13 protein-coding genes and 1 pseudogene are annotated in these 14973 nt (G+C 63.7%); 3 read left to right on the forward strand and 11 right to left on the reverse strand.

Translation table 11 applies throughout. The annotated features are described in order from the left end of the window. A pseudogene (locus tag ACQUSY_RS07375) lies at nucleotides 1-129 on the forward strand (IS481 family transposase); the annotation flags it as partial. Here ACQUSY_RS07375 and ACQUSY_RS07380 read toward each other — a convergent pair. The 4 genes from ACQUSY_RS07380 to rsmA all read right to left on the reverse strand — a co-directional run bounded on the left by ACQUSY_RS07380 (nucleotide 126) and on the right by rsmA (nucleotide 4895). After that, nucleotides 126-1946, reverse strand: coding sequence for an ABC-F family ATP-binding cassette domain-containing protein (locus tag ACQUSY_RS07380; protein WP_428903843.1), 1821 nt, complete (start codon nucleotides 1944-1946; stop codon nucleotides 126-128). The pseudogene ACQUSY_RS07375 and the gene ACQUSY_RS07380 overlap by 4 nt on opposite strands. Nucleotides 1947-1988: 42 nt before the next feature. Next, a complete protein-coding gene (locus ACQUSY_RS07385; RefSeq protein ID WP_428903844.1) occupies nucleotides 1989-2927 on the reverse strand; it encodes a 4-(cytidine 5'-diphospho)-2-C-methyl-D-erythritol kinase in 939 nt (312 codons plus the stop codon). Beyond that, nucleotides 2924-3985 carry an aldo/keto reductase gene (locus tag ACQUSY_RS07390; RefSeq protein ID WP_428903845.1) on the reverse strand — a complete coding sequence of 354 codons (1062 nt, stop codon included), beginning with the start codon at nucleotides 3983-3985 and terminating at the stop codon, nucleotides 2924-2926. The genes ACQUSY_RS07385 and ACQUSY_RS07390 overlap by 4 nt, the downstream gene beginning before the upstream one ends. Before the next feature lie 64 nt (nucleotides 3986-4049). Beyond that, nucleotides 4050-4895, reverse strand: a complete 846-nt coding sequence (rsmA, locus tag ACQUSY_RS07395; RefSeq protein WP_428903846.1) for a 16S rRNA (adenine(1518)-N(6)/adenine(1519)-N(6))-dimethyltransferase RsmA — start codon at nucleotides 4893-4895, stop codon at nucleotides 4050-4052. Nucleotides 4896-5014: 119 nt separating this feature from the next. On the opposite strand from rsmA, the gene ACQUSY_RS07400 reads away from it, so the two are divergent. Continuing rightward, nucleotides 5015-6301 carry an MFS transporter gene (locus ACQUSY_RS07400; RefSeq protein ID WP_428903847.1) on the forward strand — a complete coding sequence of 429 codons (1287 nt, stop codon included), beginning with the start codon at nucleotides 5015-5017 and terminating at the stop codon, nucleotides 6299-6301. 57 nt (nucleotides 6302-6358) lie between these two features. On the opposite strand, the gene ACQUSY_RS07405 is transcribed toward ACQUSY_RS07400, so the two are convergent. From ACQUSY_RS07405 to rsmI, 3 genes are all read right to left on the reverse strand, one after another. Beyond that, nucleotides 6359-7273 (reverse strand): TatD family hydrolase, encoded by a 915-nt coding sequence (locus ACQUSY_RS07405; protein WP_428903848.1) that lies wholly within the window; start codon nucleotides 7271-7273, stop codon nucleotides 6359-6361. Beyond that, the gene (metG, locus tag ACQUSY_RS07410) at nucleotides 7270-8847 is read right to left on the reverse strand and encodes a methionine--tRNA ligase (protein ID WP_428903849.1); all 1578 of its coding nucleotides are present in this window, start codon (nucleotides 8845-8847) and stop codon (nucleotides 7270-7272) included. The genes ACQUSY_RS07405 and metG overlap by 4 nt, the downstream gene beginning before the upstream one ends. A gap of 62 nt (nucleotides 8848-8909) precedes the next feature. Continuing rightward, nucleotides 8910-9737, reverse strand: coding sequence for a 16S rRNA (cytidine(1402)-2'-O)-methyltransferase (gene rsmI, locus ACQUSY_RS07415; RefSeq protein ID WP_428903850.1), 828 nt, complete (start codon nucleotides 9735-9737; stop codon nucleotides 8910-8912). A gap of 22 nt (nucleotides 9738-9759) precedes the next feature. Here rsmI and ACQUSY_RS07420 point away from each other — a divergent pair, with 22 nt between their 5' ends. Further along, nucleotides 9760-11346, forward strand: coding sequence for a dolichyl-phosphate-mannose--protein mannosyltransferase (locus ACQUSY_RS07420; RefSeq protein WP_428903851.1), 1587 nt, complete (start codon nucleotides 9760-9762; stop codon nucleotides 11344-11346). On the opposite strand, the gene ACQUSY_RS07425 is transcribed toward ACQUSY_RS07420, so the two are convergent. From ACQUSY_RS07425 to ACQUSY_RS07440, 4 genes are all read right to left on the reverse strand, one after another. Next, the gene (locus tag ACQUSY_RS07425) at nucleotides 11343-13142 is read right to left on the reverse strand and encodes a thioredoxin domain-containing protein (protein WP_428903852.1); all 1800 of its coding nucleotides are present in this window, start codon (nucleotides 13140-13142) and stop codon (nucleotides 11343-11345) included. The genes ACQUSY_RS07420 and ACQUSY_RS07425 overlap by 4 nt on opposite strands. 80 nt (nucleotides 13143-13222) lie before the next feature. Beyond that, nucleotides 13223-14059: an aldo/keto reductase gene (locus ACQUSY_RS07430; protein ID WP_428903853.1), complete on the reverse strand. Its 837-nt coding sequence runs from the start codon at nucleotides 14057-14059 to the stop codon at nucleotides 13223-13225. Nucleotides 14060-14122: 63 nt separating this feature from the next. Then, complete coding sequence (locus tag ACQUSY_RS07435) at nucleotides 14123-14365, reverse strand: zf-HC2 domain-containing protein (protein ID WP_428903854.1); 243 nt, start codon at nucleotides 14363-14365, stop codon at nucleotides 14123-14125. Next, entirely contained in the window at nucleotides 14358-14969 is a 612-nt protein-coding gene (locus tag ACQUSY_RS07440; protein ID WP_428903925.1) for a sigma-70 family RNA polymerase sigma factor, read from the reverse strand. Before ACQUSY_RS07440 ends, ACQUSY_RS07435 begins: the two co-directional genes overlap by 8 nt. Nucleotides 14970-14973: the final 4 nt, after the last annotated feature.

The following is a 14973-nucleotide window of genomic DNA, read 5'->3' on the forward strand; positions in this document are numbered from 1 at the left end:
GGATCAGAATCCGAACGCCGAGCCGCGCTACCCGCCTGGCTACACACCTACAATCATCACAGGCACCACTCCGCAGTCGGAGCCGCACCCATCAGCAGACTCAACAACCTGCCTGGACATCACACTTAACCGAGCTTTTCGGCAAGCTCCAGCCAGGCCATCTCCAACTCGTCAGCCTCAGCTTCGATGTTTGAGATTTCCGTCATCTTGTTGCCGAGCGCGACGTAGTCACCCTGGTCCATGTCAGCCAAACCCGCACGGGCCGTCTGTGCCTGTGTGCGCAACTTCTGGAAGCGACGCTCGAGCGACGCCATCTCTTTCTCCGCCTCGCGCGCTTCCTTGCCCGACAGCGCGGGCGTCGCGGGAGTCGTGACGGATGCGGATGCGGAACTACTGGTTCCGGAACCAGGGACGGCGGATCCAGCACGGTCTTCGGCAGCACGTAGCTTCAGATATTCGTCAACACCGTTGGGCAAGTGGCGCAGGCGCTGCCCGAGGATCGCATATTGCTGGTCGGTGACGCGCTCGAGGAAGTAGCGGTCGTGCGACACCACGATGAGGGTGCCGGGCCACGAGTCGAGCAGGTCTTCGAGCGCGGCGAGCATGTCGGTGTCGAGGTCGTTTGTCGGTTCGTCGAGGATCAGCACGTTCGGCTGGTCAAGCAGAATCAGCAGCAGCTGCAAGCGACGCTTCTGACCACCCGAAAGATCCTTTACCGGCGTCGACAGCTGGGCGCTCGAGAAGCCCATGCGCTCCAGCAACTGGCCGGGCGACAACTCGGTCGCCTTCGACCCGGTGCCGAACGTGTAGGTCGTCCGCAACCCCCTGATGATGACGCGCACCGGGTCGTTCAGGTGCGGGTCAAGCTCATCCATGCGCTGCGTGAGCGTGCGCACCTGTACCGTCTTGCCCCGCTTAACGGAACCTGCGGTCGGCTTCGTGGTTCCGGAAATCAGACCCAGCAGGGTCGACTTTCCGGCACCGTTGACACCGAGAATGCCGGTGCGTTCCCCCGGCGCGAGACGCCACTCGATGTCGCGCAGCACGGTCTTGTCGCCAAAGCTGACGCCGGCGTCGATCAGGTCAACGACGTCTTTGCCGAGTCGCGACACCGACAGCGACGCGAGTTCGGTCTTGTTACGAATCTCCGGCACATCGGCGATGAGCTCGTTGGCCGCATCGATGCGGAACTTCGGCTTCGACGTGCGCGCGGGTGCGCCGCGGCGCAGCCACGCGAGCTCCTTGCGGGCGAGGTTCTGACGCTTCGCCTCGACGGTCGCGGCCTGGCGGTCACGCTCGACGCGCTGCAAAATGTACGCCGCGTAGCCGCCCTCGAAGGGCTCGACAATGCGGTCGTGGACTTCCCACGTGTAGTTGGCAACCTCATCAAGGAACCAGCGGTCGTGCGTCACGATCAGCAGGCCACCAGAGTTCGCCGGCCAGCGACGCTTGAGGTGCTCGGCGAGCCACGCGATCGCTTCGACGTCGAGGTGGTTCGTGGGCTCATCGAGGAACATCACATCGTGGTCGCCACTAAGCAAGTGCGCCAGCGCGACACGACGACGCTGACCACCCGACAGATCGCCGATACGCGCGTTCCACTCAATTCCGCGCAGCAGGCCCGCGATGACATCGCGAATGCGGGCGTCACCGGCCCACTCGTATTCGGGGCGTTCGCCGACGACTGCGTTGCTCACGGTGTCGTCGTCGTCGAGCTCATCCTGCTGGGTGAGCACGCCAATACGTACGCCACCGCGAACGGTCACGCGGCCGCTGTCAGGCTCGAGAACGCCGGCGAGCATCGCCAGCAGGCTCGACTTACCGTCGCCGTTACGACCAACGATGCCGATACGGTCGCCTTCGTTGATGCCGAGGGTGACGGAGTCGAACACGACTTTGGTCGGGAATTCTAGGTGGAGGGCTTCAGCCCCAAGCAAGTGCGCCATCCCTCTCAGCTTATCGCCGAGACCTGAGCGAACCCCTCGCAGCTACACCGCCGAAATGATGCGTGCGCCCGGCACCGGGCCGTGCGCGTGGAAGCTGTCGTAACCCGCCGCGATCATCGCAACCTGAACGTCGAGCGCCGACTCCGGGTTCGCGCACAACAGCGCGATCGTCGGGCCCGAACCCGACACGATTCCAGCTAGCGCGCCCTCGTGCAGGCCCAGTTCAATCACGGCCGCCAGCTCGGGCCGCAGCATTAGCGCAGCCTGTTGCAGGTCGTTGTGTAGCGCATCGGCCAATCGCACCGGGTCGCCAGCACGCAACGCGTGAAACAGATCGGCATCTAGGTGTGGCTGCACCGGAACCACGGGAAGATCGGCGCGCAGGCGCTCACGAATCGCATCGAGTTCGCCATAGACGCGCGGCGTCGACAGCCCCTCATCATTCGTGACGAGCACCCAGTCGAACCGCCCCTGCGAAAGCATGGGGCTCAGTTCGTCACCACGCCCGGTTCCCATCGCCGTGCCGCCGTGCAGACTGAATGGCACATCCGCGCCGAGTTCTGCCGCGAGCGCGTGCAGTTCGGCGGGCGACAGGTTCGTGCCCCACAGTGCGTCGCACGCGACGAGCGCGGCTGCCGCGTCAGCGGAACCACCACCCATGCCACCAGCAACCGGAACGCCCTTGTGAATGCTGAGGTGCACGCCTTCGGTCACACCGGTGCGCTCCTGCAGCAGGAGCGCCGCCTTGTAAGCCAAATTCGATTCGTCCAGCGGCACGCCCGCGTAATCAACGGTTCCGCTCACCGACAGTGAGATGCCATCAGCCCGCGTCGCGGTGATCTCTTCGGTGAGCGAAAGCGCTTGAAAGGCGGTTGCGAGCTCGTGGTAGCCATCTTCCTGTAGCTCACCGACGGCAAGCACGAGGTTGACCTTGCCGGGCGCGCGAACGCGCACGGCTACGGGAGTCGGCTCGCTGGTCACAGGTCTGAAGACACCGCCCACTTGTTGACGTCGATCGAGTCGCTCAGTGCGTCAATCGCGGCGAGCTCGACGGCGTCAAACGGCGCACTGTCGAGAGCCTTGATGTTTTCGTCGAGCTGCGACGGACGCGACGCACCGATCAGCGCGGACGACACCACGGGGTTGCGCAGAACCCACTGCAGCGCCATCTGGGCGAGGCTCTGGCCGCGCTCCTGCGCGATGGCGTTGAGCGCGCGCAGCGCGTCGCGGCCCTCTTCGGAGATGTCGTCGGGCAGGGATCCGCGCTTCACGTTGCGGTCTGCCAGACCGGTACCAAGGTACTTGTCGGTGAGGTAGCCCTGCGCGAGCGGCGTGAAGGCGATGGCGCCCATGCCCTCGGCCTCAAGCGTCTCCGTGAGACCGCCCTCGACCCAGCGGTTCAAAATCGAGTACGACGGCTGGTGGATGACGAGGGGCGTGCCGAGCGAGCGGGCAACGGCCTTCGCCTCGGCCGTGCGCTCAGCGGAGTACGACGAAATACCGACGTACAGCGCCTTGCCCTGACGCACGAGTGTGTCGAGAGCACCAATGGTCTCTTCGACCGGGGTGTCCGGGTCAACGCGGTGCGAGTAGAAGATGTCGACGTAGTCGAGGCCCATGCGTGTCAGCGATGCCTCAGCGCTCGACAGAATGTACTTGCGCGAGCCAAAGTCGCCGTGCGGGCCCTGCCACATGTCCCAACCGGCCTTCGACGAAATGATGAGCTCGTCGCGGTACGGGGCGAAGTCTTCGCGCATCATGCGACCGAAATTGGTTTCTGCGGAACCATAGGGCGGGCCGTAGTTGTTGGCCAGGTCGAAGTGCAAAATACCGTTGTCGAACGCGTGGCGCAGCAGCGCGCGCTGGTTGTCGAACGGAACGTTGTCGCCGAAGTTCCACCACAGTCCGAGCGAAATCGGCGGCAAGTAGAGGCCACTGTTGCCGACACGGCGGTAGTCGGTGTTGTTGAAGCGCCCCTCGGCTGCGACGTATGGGCGGTGCGTGTCGGGCGTGCTCAGATTGAGGCGAGGATGCGTCATGTTCCCACCGTAGCGTGGGCGTCACTCAAGTGAAACGCGGCCGCGTCGTGTCGCTTCGTTCGCGTTACGCGATCGTGCGCGCGATGCGCAGATAGTCGTGCACCGTGAGCTGTTCACCACGAAGCGTCGGGTCAACGCCGGCGCGTTCGAGCACCTCGCTGGAAGCCGCAGCGGAACCACCGAGCAGTGACGAAAGCGCCTGACGGAGCATCTTGCGGCGCTGCTGGAATGCGGCATCAACGATCGTGAACGTTGCCTTGCGTTCCTCTTCGGTGCCGAGCGTGTCGCCCGAGCGCTGGAAGCCGACCAGCACCGAGTCAACGTTGGGTACCGGCCAGAACACCTGACGAGACACGTTGCCCGCGAGCTTCCAGTCGCCATACCAGGCGGCCTTGACGCTGGGCGAACCGTAGGTCTTTGACCCGGGAGGGGCCGCGAGCCGCTCGCCGACCTCGGCCTGCACCATCACAACACCACGGTCGAGTGTCGGGAACGTCTCCATGAAGTGCAGCAACACCGGAACCGACACGTTGTACGGCAGGTTTGCGACGAGCACGGTGGGCTCGCCCGGCAACGCGGTGACCTTGAGCGCATCGTTCTGGATGATCTGGAGGGCGCCTTCCGGCACCCGGTGCTCGGCAGCGGTCTGCGGTAAGCGCGCAGCGAGACGCGGGTCAATCTCGACGGCCGTCACTGTCGCGCCGGTTTCGAGAATCGCAAGGGTCAGCGAGCCCAGGCCCGGGCCGACCTCAACGACGCGTTCGCCGGCTTCGACTCGTGCAACCTGCACGATGCGTCGCACCGTATTGGCGTCAACCACGAAGTTCTGGCCCCACTTTTTCGTGGGGGTGACGTCAAGCTCGGCGGCGAGGCGACGGATTTCGGAAGCACCGAGAAGAGTGACGGTCATGGTTCCATTCTCGCGCATACCGCGCCCCTTCACTTTCAGGTGCTTTTCTCGGGCGTCACACGCAGACGAGAAGTTCAGAATCCATACAAACCGTCCGCACGTTCTCATAAGATCGACCGGTGGCTTCCCTCGGTGAAATGATTGCGCCCGCACGGCTCGGGCGGGACTTTCGCTGGCTTTTGGCGTCGTCGTGGACGAGCAACATCGGCGATGGCATCGCCCTCGCCGCCGCTCCCCTGCTGATCGCATCGATGACGTCGTCGCCGATTCTGGTGGCGTCAGGAGCAATCCTGCAGTTTCTCCCGTGGTTGCTCTTTGGCCTTCATGCGGGCGCGATCGCCGACCGTCTGAATCGCCGCATGCTCGTGATCGCCGGTAACGCGTTGCGTGGTGTCGTGATCCTCGGCCTCGTGATCTTCCTCATCACCGGCACCGCCAACATCGCGATCGTGCTGGCTGCCGCGTTCATCTACGGCACAGCAGAAGTCTTCGTTGATACCTCGGCGCAAACCCTGTTGCCGATGATGGTCAAGAGTGAAGACCTCGGCGTCGGTAATACGCGCCTGCAAGCCGGATACCTCGTCGCCAACCAGTTCGCGGGCCCGCCGCTGGGCGCCTTCCTGTTCGCGATCGGGTCGTTCTGGCCGTTCCTGTTGCAGGTGCTGTGCGTGTTGCTCGCCCTGACCCTCATTTCACGCATCACCGACACCAAGCCGACGCGCGACCCGGATAAACACCAGGCCGTTCATACCGACATCGCCGAAGGCTTGCGCTGGCTCGGCAAGAACAAGCCGGTACGCACACTCGTCATCATCATCCTGACGTTCAACGTGACGTGGGCTGCACCCTGGGGCGTGCTCGTGCTGTACGCGACCGAGCACCTCAATATGGGCGCCGTGGGATACGGCTTCCTTACTTCCGCTGCGGCGATTGGCGGCCTACTCGCGTCGCTCAGCTTCGGCTGGCTGGAAAAGCGCTTCTCGTTCGCGCTCCTGATGCGCATTTGCCTCACGTGCGAAGTGCTCATGCACCTGTCATTCGCGCTCACCACGAACGGCGTCGTCGCCCTCGTGATCATGTTCTTCTTTGGCGTCTATGCGTTCCTCTGGGGAACGATCTCCACCACCGTGCGCCAGCGCCTGGTTCCGCGTGAACTCCAGGGCCGCATCGCGTCCGTCAATATGGTCGGCGTGTTCGGCGGCCTCGTGATCGGGCAAGCCCTCGGCGGTGTGATCGCGCAGGTATGGGGCCCGACCGCACCGTGGTGGTTCGCGTTCGCTGGTGCCGCGATTACACTTGCGCTGGTGTGGAAGCCGATCTCCTCGATCATCGCCGCCCGCCCCGTCACCGATCACCCACAAGACGATGACCCCAACGTCGCACCAGGAGCACCGCTCGCCGTCTAGCGCGGCCGCGAGCGCCCGCCCGCCCGGCGAGTACGCGCACCGACCTATCGAATTCGGTTACTCGAACGAGCCGTAGACGCGCAAGGTATTTTCGGCGAGCTGCGCAGCCAACGCGTCGGCGTCCATGTTCAGCTCGGCTGCCATAAATCGCACCGTGATCGGAATCAGGTACGACGCATTCGGACGGCCGCGGAAGGGCATCGGCGTCAAGAACGGGGCGTCCGTCTCGACCAGAACCCGCTCGAGCGGTGTCACCTTGAGCGAATCGCGCAGGTTCTGCGCATTCTTGAACGTGATGTTGCCGGCGAACGATAGGTAGTACCCGGCGTCTGCGCACTCGAGAGCCATCGCCTCATCACCGGAATAGCAGTGAAAGACGGTGCGCTCCGGAGCTCCCACCCGAGTCAGGGTGTCAAGCACGGCATGGTGCGCGTCACGGTCGTGAATCTGCATCGCAATGTCGTGCTTCTTCGCGAGCGCAATGTGCGCCTCAAACGAGCGGAACTGCGCGGGCATACCGTCTTCATCGGTACGGAAGAAGTCGAGGCCCGTCTCACCAATCGCGCGCACGCGCGGCCGGGCGGCGAGCTCATCGATAACGGCAATCGCCTCATCAAGCTTGCCCGCCTGCTCGTACAGCGGTGCATCATTCGGGTGAATCGCCACGGCTGCCAGCACCCGCGGGTGCCGTTCGGCAGCGTCAGCGCACCACCGCGACGAATCAATATCGCCGCCCGCGTTGATCACCCCGATCACGCCGGCCGCGGCCGCACGCTCCATGTGCTCATCGAGCGACAGCGGCTCATCGCCGTCGAGAATCTCCAGGTGCGCATGGTTGTCGTATACACCCACACCTAATGGTTCCGGAATCTCCGGGTACCGCAGGTCGCGCCCATCGGCGCGACGCTGCGTTACGTATGAAGAGATTCCGTCACCGGTGCCGCCATTTCCAGCGGCGGCAGCTGCACTCACGCAGTGGCCTCCACGCGCGGGAACAGCGGCTCGAGTGCCTGCACCGAGGTTCCGGCAACCAGCTGACCCCAGGTTCCGGCTTCGCGCAGCGGCTGCTCCTGCAGCACGCCCAGCGAGTCGGCGGCACCGAGTGCGATCCACAGCTTTGCGGTCGACTTCGGCATCACTGGCGAAAGCAGCACGGCCAGCGCGCGCAGACCCTCAGCGGCCGTGTACAGCACGGCACCCAGGCGAGCGCGGTTAGCCTCGTCCTTTGCAAGCGCCCACGGTTCGTTTTCAGTGATGTAGCCGTTGAGAGCTTCAACGATGGTCCAGATGGAACCAATGGCTTCGTCAATACGGAAGCGCTCGATCGCCTCATCAGCGTTGGTCGCAGCGTCCGCAACGATCTTCTGAATCGCGAGGTCACTGTCGGTGTAGTCCGAAGCCGCCGGAATGACGCCGTCGAAGTACTTCTGAATCATCGCGACGGTGCGCGATGCGAGGTTACCGAAACCGTTCGCAAGCTCCGCCTGGTAGCGGGCGGACAGGTCTTCCCACGAGAACGAACCATCTTGGCCGAATGCGATGGCGGAGAGGAAGTAGAAGCGGTAGGCGTCAGAGCCGAAGACGTCGGTGATCTCGGTCGGTGCGATACCGGTGAGCTTCGACTTCGACATCTTCTCGCCGCCGACGAGGAGCCACCCATGTGCGAAGACGCCGCGCGGCACCTCGAGGCCCGCAGCCATCAGCATGGCCGGCCAAATCACCGCGTGGAAGCGCAGGATGTCTTTACCGACGACGTGGTAGGCGGGCCAGCGACGAGCAAACTGCTCTTCGTCTTCGCCGAAGCCGACGGCCGTGGCGTAATTGAGGAGCGCGTCAACCCACACGTAAATAACGTGCTGCTCGTCCCACGGCACCTTGATGCCCCAGTCGAACGCGGAACGCGAAATCGAGAGGTCTTTCAGACCCGAGCGCACGAACGAGACAACCTCGTTGCGGGCGGAGTCGGGGCGAATGAAGTCGGGCTCGTTCTTGTAGAGCTCAAGAAGCTTGTCTTGGAACTCGCTCAACTTGAAGAAGTAGTTCTTCTCCTGCAGCAGCTCGAGCGGCTTCGAGTGAATCGCGCACACCTTGAGACCCTCGAACGGGCCGGTGCCGTCGACAATTTCGCTGTCGGGCTTGAACTCTTCACAGCCAACGCAGTACAGCGCCTCGTACTCGCCCGCGTAAATGTAGCCGCGGTCGTAGATGGCCTGCACGAACTTCTGCACGCGGTCTTCGTGACGCGGCTGGGTCGTGCGGATGAAGTCGTCGTTCGCAACGTCGAGCGTCTCCAGCTGCGGGAACCACGCCTCAGTGACGAGACGGTCTACCCACTCCTGTGGCGTGACGTTGTTGGCTGCCGCAGCACGAAGCATCTTCTGCCCGTGCTCGTCGGTGCCGGTGAGCATCCAGGTGTCATCACCCGACTGACGGTGCCAGCGCGCGAGAGTGTCGACGGCGACCGTGGTGTATCCGTGCCCGATGTGCGGAACATCCGACGGGTAGTAGATCGGCGTGGTGATGTAAAAAGACGAGGAATCGCTCACCCCTTGATTCTAGGCAATTCGGCGGCGACGTTTTCCCGGTTACGAAATAGACGCGCTCTGGGTTACGAAATACCCGACCGCGCGGCGAGCACCGCCTGGTACAACTCCCGCGACGATGCGCCGGTTTGCTCCGCAACCTGCGCGCACGCTTGCTTGAGACGTTCGCCGCCGGCGACGAGCTGTTGCACTGCCGCGAGCGCGTCGTCGAACGGAACCACGACGGCGTCGGCTCCGGCGATGACGAGGCAGATTTCACCGCGCACGCCTTCGGCCGCCCACGCGGCAAGCTCGTCGAGCGTGCCGCGACGCACCTCTTCATGCAGTTTCGTGAGCTCTCGCGCCACAACGGCACGCCTGGTTCCGCCCAGTGCTTTCGAGGCATCCTTGAGGCTGTCGGCGAGGCGATTGGGTGAGTCGAAATAGACCATTGTGCGTTGTTCGCGGGCAACGGCCGTGAAGGTCGCGACGCGTTCCGACGATTTGCGCGGCAAAAAGCCTTCGAAGCTAAAGCGGTCGGTCGGCAGCCCGGAAACGGCGAGTGCGGTGATGACAGCGCTTGGCCCCGGAATAGCGGTCACAGTGACGTCTGCCTCAGCCGCGGCCACCACGAGCGCGTAGCCCGGGTCAGAGACCGTCGGCATGCCCGCTTCGGAAATCACCAGCACGTCACTTTCGCGTGCGCGCTCGACGACGTCAGCCGCCTTGTGCTTCTCGTTGTGGTCGTGCAGCGCGATCAGCTGGGGTCGGTTAGTGACGCCGAGCGCAGCCATCAGCTTTTGCGCCGTGCGGGTGTCTTCGGCCGCAATCACCTCGGCGTTCTCCAGCGCTTCGACCAGCCGGCGCGAGGCGTCAGCGAGATTTCCGATGGGAGTCGCAGCGAGAATGATCACGCTCTCAGCATATGCTGGGGCGGTGACGACCCCGGAGACAGGCGCCAACGCCACCGCAGACAAGCGCGCCATCGACACAGATGTCGACACCGCTGATGAGATGGTGGCATTGTTCAACCCGGCTGACGAAGCGCCGCAAACACGACGAAGCCGTCGCGAGCCGCGGTCCGCGCACGACGAGTTCCCCGACGAACCGCTGCCACGCACGCCCCTCAACTACCTGGTTCCGCTCGGTCTCGTCGCCTTAGCCGCCGCCACCCGCTTCATCGGACTCGACCACCCGCACACCCTCGTATTCGACGAGACGTACTACGTCAAAGACGCGTTCACGCTGTCGCAGCTCGGGTACGAAGGCAAGTGGGGCGATGATGCCAACGCCGGATTCGTCGCGGGTAAACCAGACTTCTCCACCGACGCCGCGTACGTCGTGCACCCGCCGCTCGGTAAGTGGATCATCGCGGCCGGTCTCGGCCTGTTCGGTGCTGACAACGGCTGGGGTTGGCGTGGCGCCGTTGCCCTCGCGGGCGTCATCACGGTGTTGCTGACGTACTTCCTCGCGAAGCGCCTCACCCGCTCCGTCCTGTGGGGCGGATTGGCCGGCTTCTTCGTCGCGATCGACGGCGTGGCGATCGTCATGAGCCGCATCGCGCTGCTCGATGGCATCCTGACGATGTTTATCGTGCTCGGCGTCTACTTCATCGCCCTCGATCGGCGATATCTCAAACAACTCGAGTACCCCGCACGCACGGCGATCGGCTCCATCTTGTGGAACCGCCCGTGGATCATTGCGGCGGGCGTCGCGTTTGGTGCTGCCTCAGCCGTCAAGTGGTCGGGTGCCTACGCACTAGCCGGTTTCGGCATCTACCTCGTCGTCACCGACGCGTTCGCCCGCTACCAAACGGGCGCCACCCGCTGGTGGTGGGGTTCGCTCTACCAGGGCGCGATTTCGTTCGTCTATCTCGTTCCCACGGCGATCCTCACCTACCTTGCGTCGTGGACAGGTTGGTTTGTCACGTCGGGCGGCTTCAACCGCGACCGGGAAGGCGGCGCCTTTGCGGCACTGCTGGACTACCACCGGCAAATGTTGGAGTTCCACAACGGCCTAAGCTCGAGCCACACCTACATGAGCCCGGCGTGGCAATGGCCGTTCCTGATTCGCCCGACAGCGATGTACTGGGAGTCCGAAGCCGAGGGCGTCGTACAGGCAATCACGCCGATTCCGAACCCGCTGCTGTGGTGGGCCGGTGTCATCGCCGTGTTCTACCTGCTCTACCGCTTCGCATACAAGCCGACGTGGTCAATCCCGATCGTCCTGACCGCCATTGCCGTCGCCTACTTGCCGTGGCTGGCGCTCCCCAACCGCACAATTTTCCAGTTCTACACCGTCGTGATGGTGCCGTTCCTGGCGATCGCGTTGGTGATGGCGATGAAACAACTCGCAGGCACGACGAAGGATCCGTCGCCGCCGACAAAGCGCTGGCGCATCGCGATCATCGTGTTCATCGCGGTCGCGACACTGCTGTCGATCTTCTTCTTCCCGTTGTGGACCGGCATGGAGATTTCACGCGACTTCTGGAAGATCCACATGTGGTTCCCGAGCTGGATCTAACCCAGTTCTGACACGTCTGTCACCGGGAGCGCGCACGCGAAGTTCTCGCACCGGTACAGGGCTTGCTGCTGCTTGCCTGCAAAGAGACCAAACCCCGCGTCGGCAAACGCCTGTGCCTGCTCGGCCGTGACGATCGCGGTGACGTCTGCGGTCATCCTGCGGGCCGCCACGGCGAGCGGAACCTCGGGGCTGGGCGCGATGACGACAAGTTGCGTCGCAGGGCGGCTGAGCAGAGCGGCCGCATAAAGCGTTGACCCGGCAGCGAGCGGTGACGCAGAAGCGCGCGGCCACCGTTGTCGCACGATGGTGCGAGCCAGTTCACGATACTCCTCCCCCGCTCCCAGAGTCGCAAGCTGAATCGCAGCCAACGCGAGCGCCGCGTGCGCGGACGGCTCATCGCCATCGCCGCTGTCAGGTGTTGGCGGTACGCCCAACCCCGTCAGCACCGCATCTGTCTGCGCGGCGCGTGGCGTGGTTCCGTCGCGGAGCCCATCGATAATGTCGCGCGCGGCCGTCGCATAGGCGACCGTGCCAGTCGCGGCGGCGAGTGCAAGGAGTCCTCCAGCGAGCTGTGCCAGGTCAGCCGTGGTGGCTGCCGCGCGTGAGGCGATGTCGCCGAGCGAAGCCCGAATCCACCCGGTTTCGGTACGGTTTTGGGCCATCACCGCGGCCGCGGCGTCTTCGGCCAGCTCGAGCCACTGCGGGTTGCCGGTGCGTTGGGTGAGTCGGGCAAGCGCCCCCATGGCGAGGCCGTTCCAGCCCGTGATGACCTTTTCATCAACGCGTGGAGCGTCGTACGCGCGGCGTTGCCCAGCGGTCAGCGCGTAGTACCCGCCCTCGCTGGGTTGGCCGTCGATGATCGATTCGGCGTCTTGTGCCGCACCGAATCCCCCCGACGGCTGCACGAGCACATCACGGAGGAATGCGGCGATGCGCTCAGCCGTCGCAACATCGTCTGCCGCGAGTGCAACGTCAATGAGCTGCGCATTGTCGACCAGCATGCGTTCGTAGTGCGGCGTCATCCAGTCCCGCTGCGTGGCGTAGCGAAAGAATCCGCCATCGACAGAATCGAACAGCTCCGAGCCCCGCATCGCTCGCAGCGTGAACGTGCCGACGTCGCGGGCACCCGGCGACACTTCGTCGACACCCGGGGCCAGCAGAAACTGCAGCGCGGTGGCAATCGGAAACTTCGGCCCCGTGGTTCCGAAGCCCCCATACTCGGCGTCTTCAGCGGCGATCAGGGCGCGCGCCGCCGCCGCGATGTCGGCGGGCGCAACCTCGACAGCGGCCGCCTGCTTACCCAGCTTTTCGAGCGCGGAGCGCACCGCGGTTCCGGTCTCTTCCAGCCCGGCACGCTTGTCTTGCCACGCCCGCGCAACGGCCAACAAGACATCAGGAAAAGCGGGCATACCCCCGCGAGGCTCCGGCGGCCAATAGGTGCCAGCGAAGAAGGCGGAACCATTGGGGAGCGCGAATACGTTGAGTGGCCACCCGAGATTGCTCGTAAAGGCCGAGGCTTGCGCCATGAACGCGGCGTCGACGTCTGGGTGCTCTTCGCGGTCAACCTTGATCGCAACGAAGTGGGCGTTCACAATCTCGGCGATGGCAGAGTCGGCGAAAGACTCTCGCGCCATCACGTGACACCAGTGACACGTGGAGTAGCCGATCGAGATCAGCACGGGCACGTCGCGTTCACGGGCGACGGCGAATGCTTCGTCTCCCCACGGGAACCACGCGACCGGCTGGTCAGCGTGGGAGCGCAAGTAGGGGCTTGCCGTGTCACCGAGGCGATTCATGGCTCCTATCTTCCTCCCCCGGGGAACGAAAAATCCCGGGGTCTGTGCGGCAAGCCACACCAGACCCCGGGACCGAGAAATTAGTTCACTTCGCGCGGGTCGGCCGAAACGCGGCCGTCATCGCCCTTGTCTGCCGAATCGATCGTCGCGATCTCGTCAGGCGTCAGTTCAAAGTCGAACACGTTGATGTTCTCCTGCAGACGCTCGGTGCGCACCGACTTCGGGAACACAATGTTGCCCTTCTGCAGGTGCCAGCGCAGCACAACCTGTGCCGCCGACTTACCGGTGCGTGCGGCAGCGTCTGAAACGCCAGCGATCTCAGTGAGGTCGTACTTGCCCTGGCCGAGCGGACCCCAGGCCTCGATCTTGATGTTGCGCTCAGCGCACCATGCCACGGTGTCGCGCTGCTGGTGCAGCGGGTGCAGCTCGATCTGGTTGACGGCCGGCAGCACGCCGACCTCCTTCTCGAGGCGCTCCAGGTATTCCACGATGTGGTTGGAGACACCGGCCGAGCGGGTCAGGCCACGATCGCGAATCGCAACAACCTTCTCCCAGGCGTGCACGTAGTTGTCGTGGGCCGGCGTCGGCCAGTGCACGAGGTACAGGTCAACAAAGTCAAGGCCCAGCTTCGTGAGGCTCTCATCGATCGCCTTGTCGGGCTCATCGCCGTCGTGACGGTCGTTCCACAGCTTCGTGGTGATGAACAGCTCGTTGCGCGCGATACCGCTCTTGGCGATGGCGGCACCAACGCCCTCTTCGTTGCCGTAGATGGCAGCGGTGTCAATGTGGCGGTAGCCAATCTCGAGTGCTTCGCTGACAGCGCGCTCGGCGTCTTCGGCCGGAACCTTAAAGACGCCGTAGCCGAGCTGAGGAATCTCGAGTCCGGAGTTCAGAGTGAGAGTGGGTACATTCGTCATTGCTCCATCGTGTCACCTTCTGACGACACTACGGGCAACAACGCCACATACCGTCGCGCGCTGTTAGGCGTGCGTTTGTTGCTCCCGCAGACGCGCAAGCACCATGGCCTTCAGCTCCTCCGGAGCTGCTTCCTTGCACGCACGAGCGACGACCTCGGTGAGGGTGCGGTTGACGAGGGCTTCGTCACGGCAGCTCTCGCAGTTGTCGAGGTGATCGCGAATGTCTGAAGCCTCGGTATTGCACACTTCATTGCGCAAGTACTCTTCGAGATCGCGCCGCGCCTTTTCGCATCCGCAGTCAGTCATTCTGTGCTCCTTGTTTTGCCGCGCTGATGCCTCGCTCCGCGGCGTAGTCGGCAAGCTGGTCTCTGAGCAGTTTTCGCCCGCGATGCAGGCGGCTCATCACCGTGCCGATGGGTGTCTTCATGATTTCGGCAATCTCTTGATAGGCGAAGCCTTCAACATCAGCCAGGTACACGGCCAACCGGAAGTCTTCTGGAAGAGATTGCAAAGCGTCTTTCACAATCGACGCGGGCATGTGGTCGATCGCTTCGGCCTCAGCGGAGCGTGAACTCATCGCCGTCGTCGACTCAGCGCCGCCCAGCTGCCAATCTTCGAGGTCGTCGATCGTGCCCTGATACGGCTCACGCTGCTTCTTGCGATACGTGTTGATATACGTGTTCGTCACAATGCGATACAGCCAGGCTTTGAGATTCGTGCCCTGCGTGAAGGAGGCCCAGGAGGCAAACGCCTTCACAAATGTCTCTTGCACGAGGTCAGCGGCATCTTGCGGGTTGCGGGTCATCCGCATCGCCGCGCCATACAACTGATCCATAAAGGGCAACGCCTGCTCTTCGAACTGGGTTCGAACATCGGCGGCCGAGTTCGGGGTGTTAGCTGACTCGTCCATTGCG

Source organism: Microbacterium daqui (assembly GCF_050408675.1).
GTDB lineage: Bacteria > Actinomycetota > Actinomycetes > Actinomycetales > Microbacteriaceae > Microbacterium.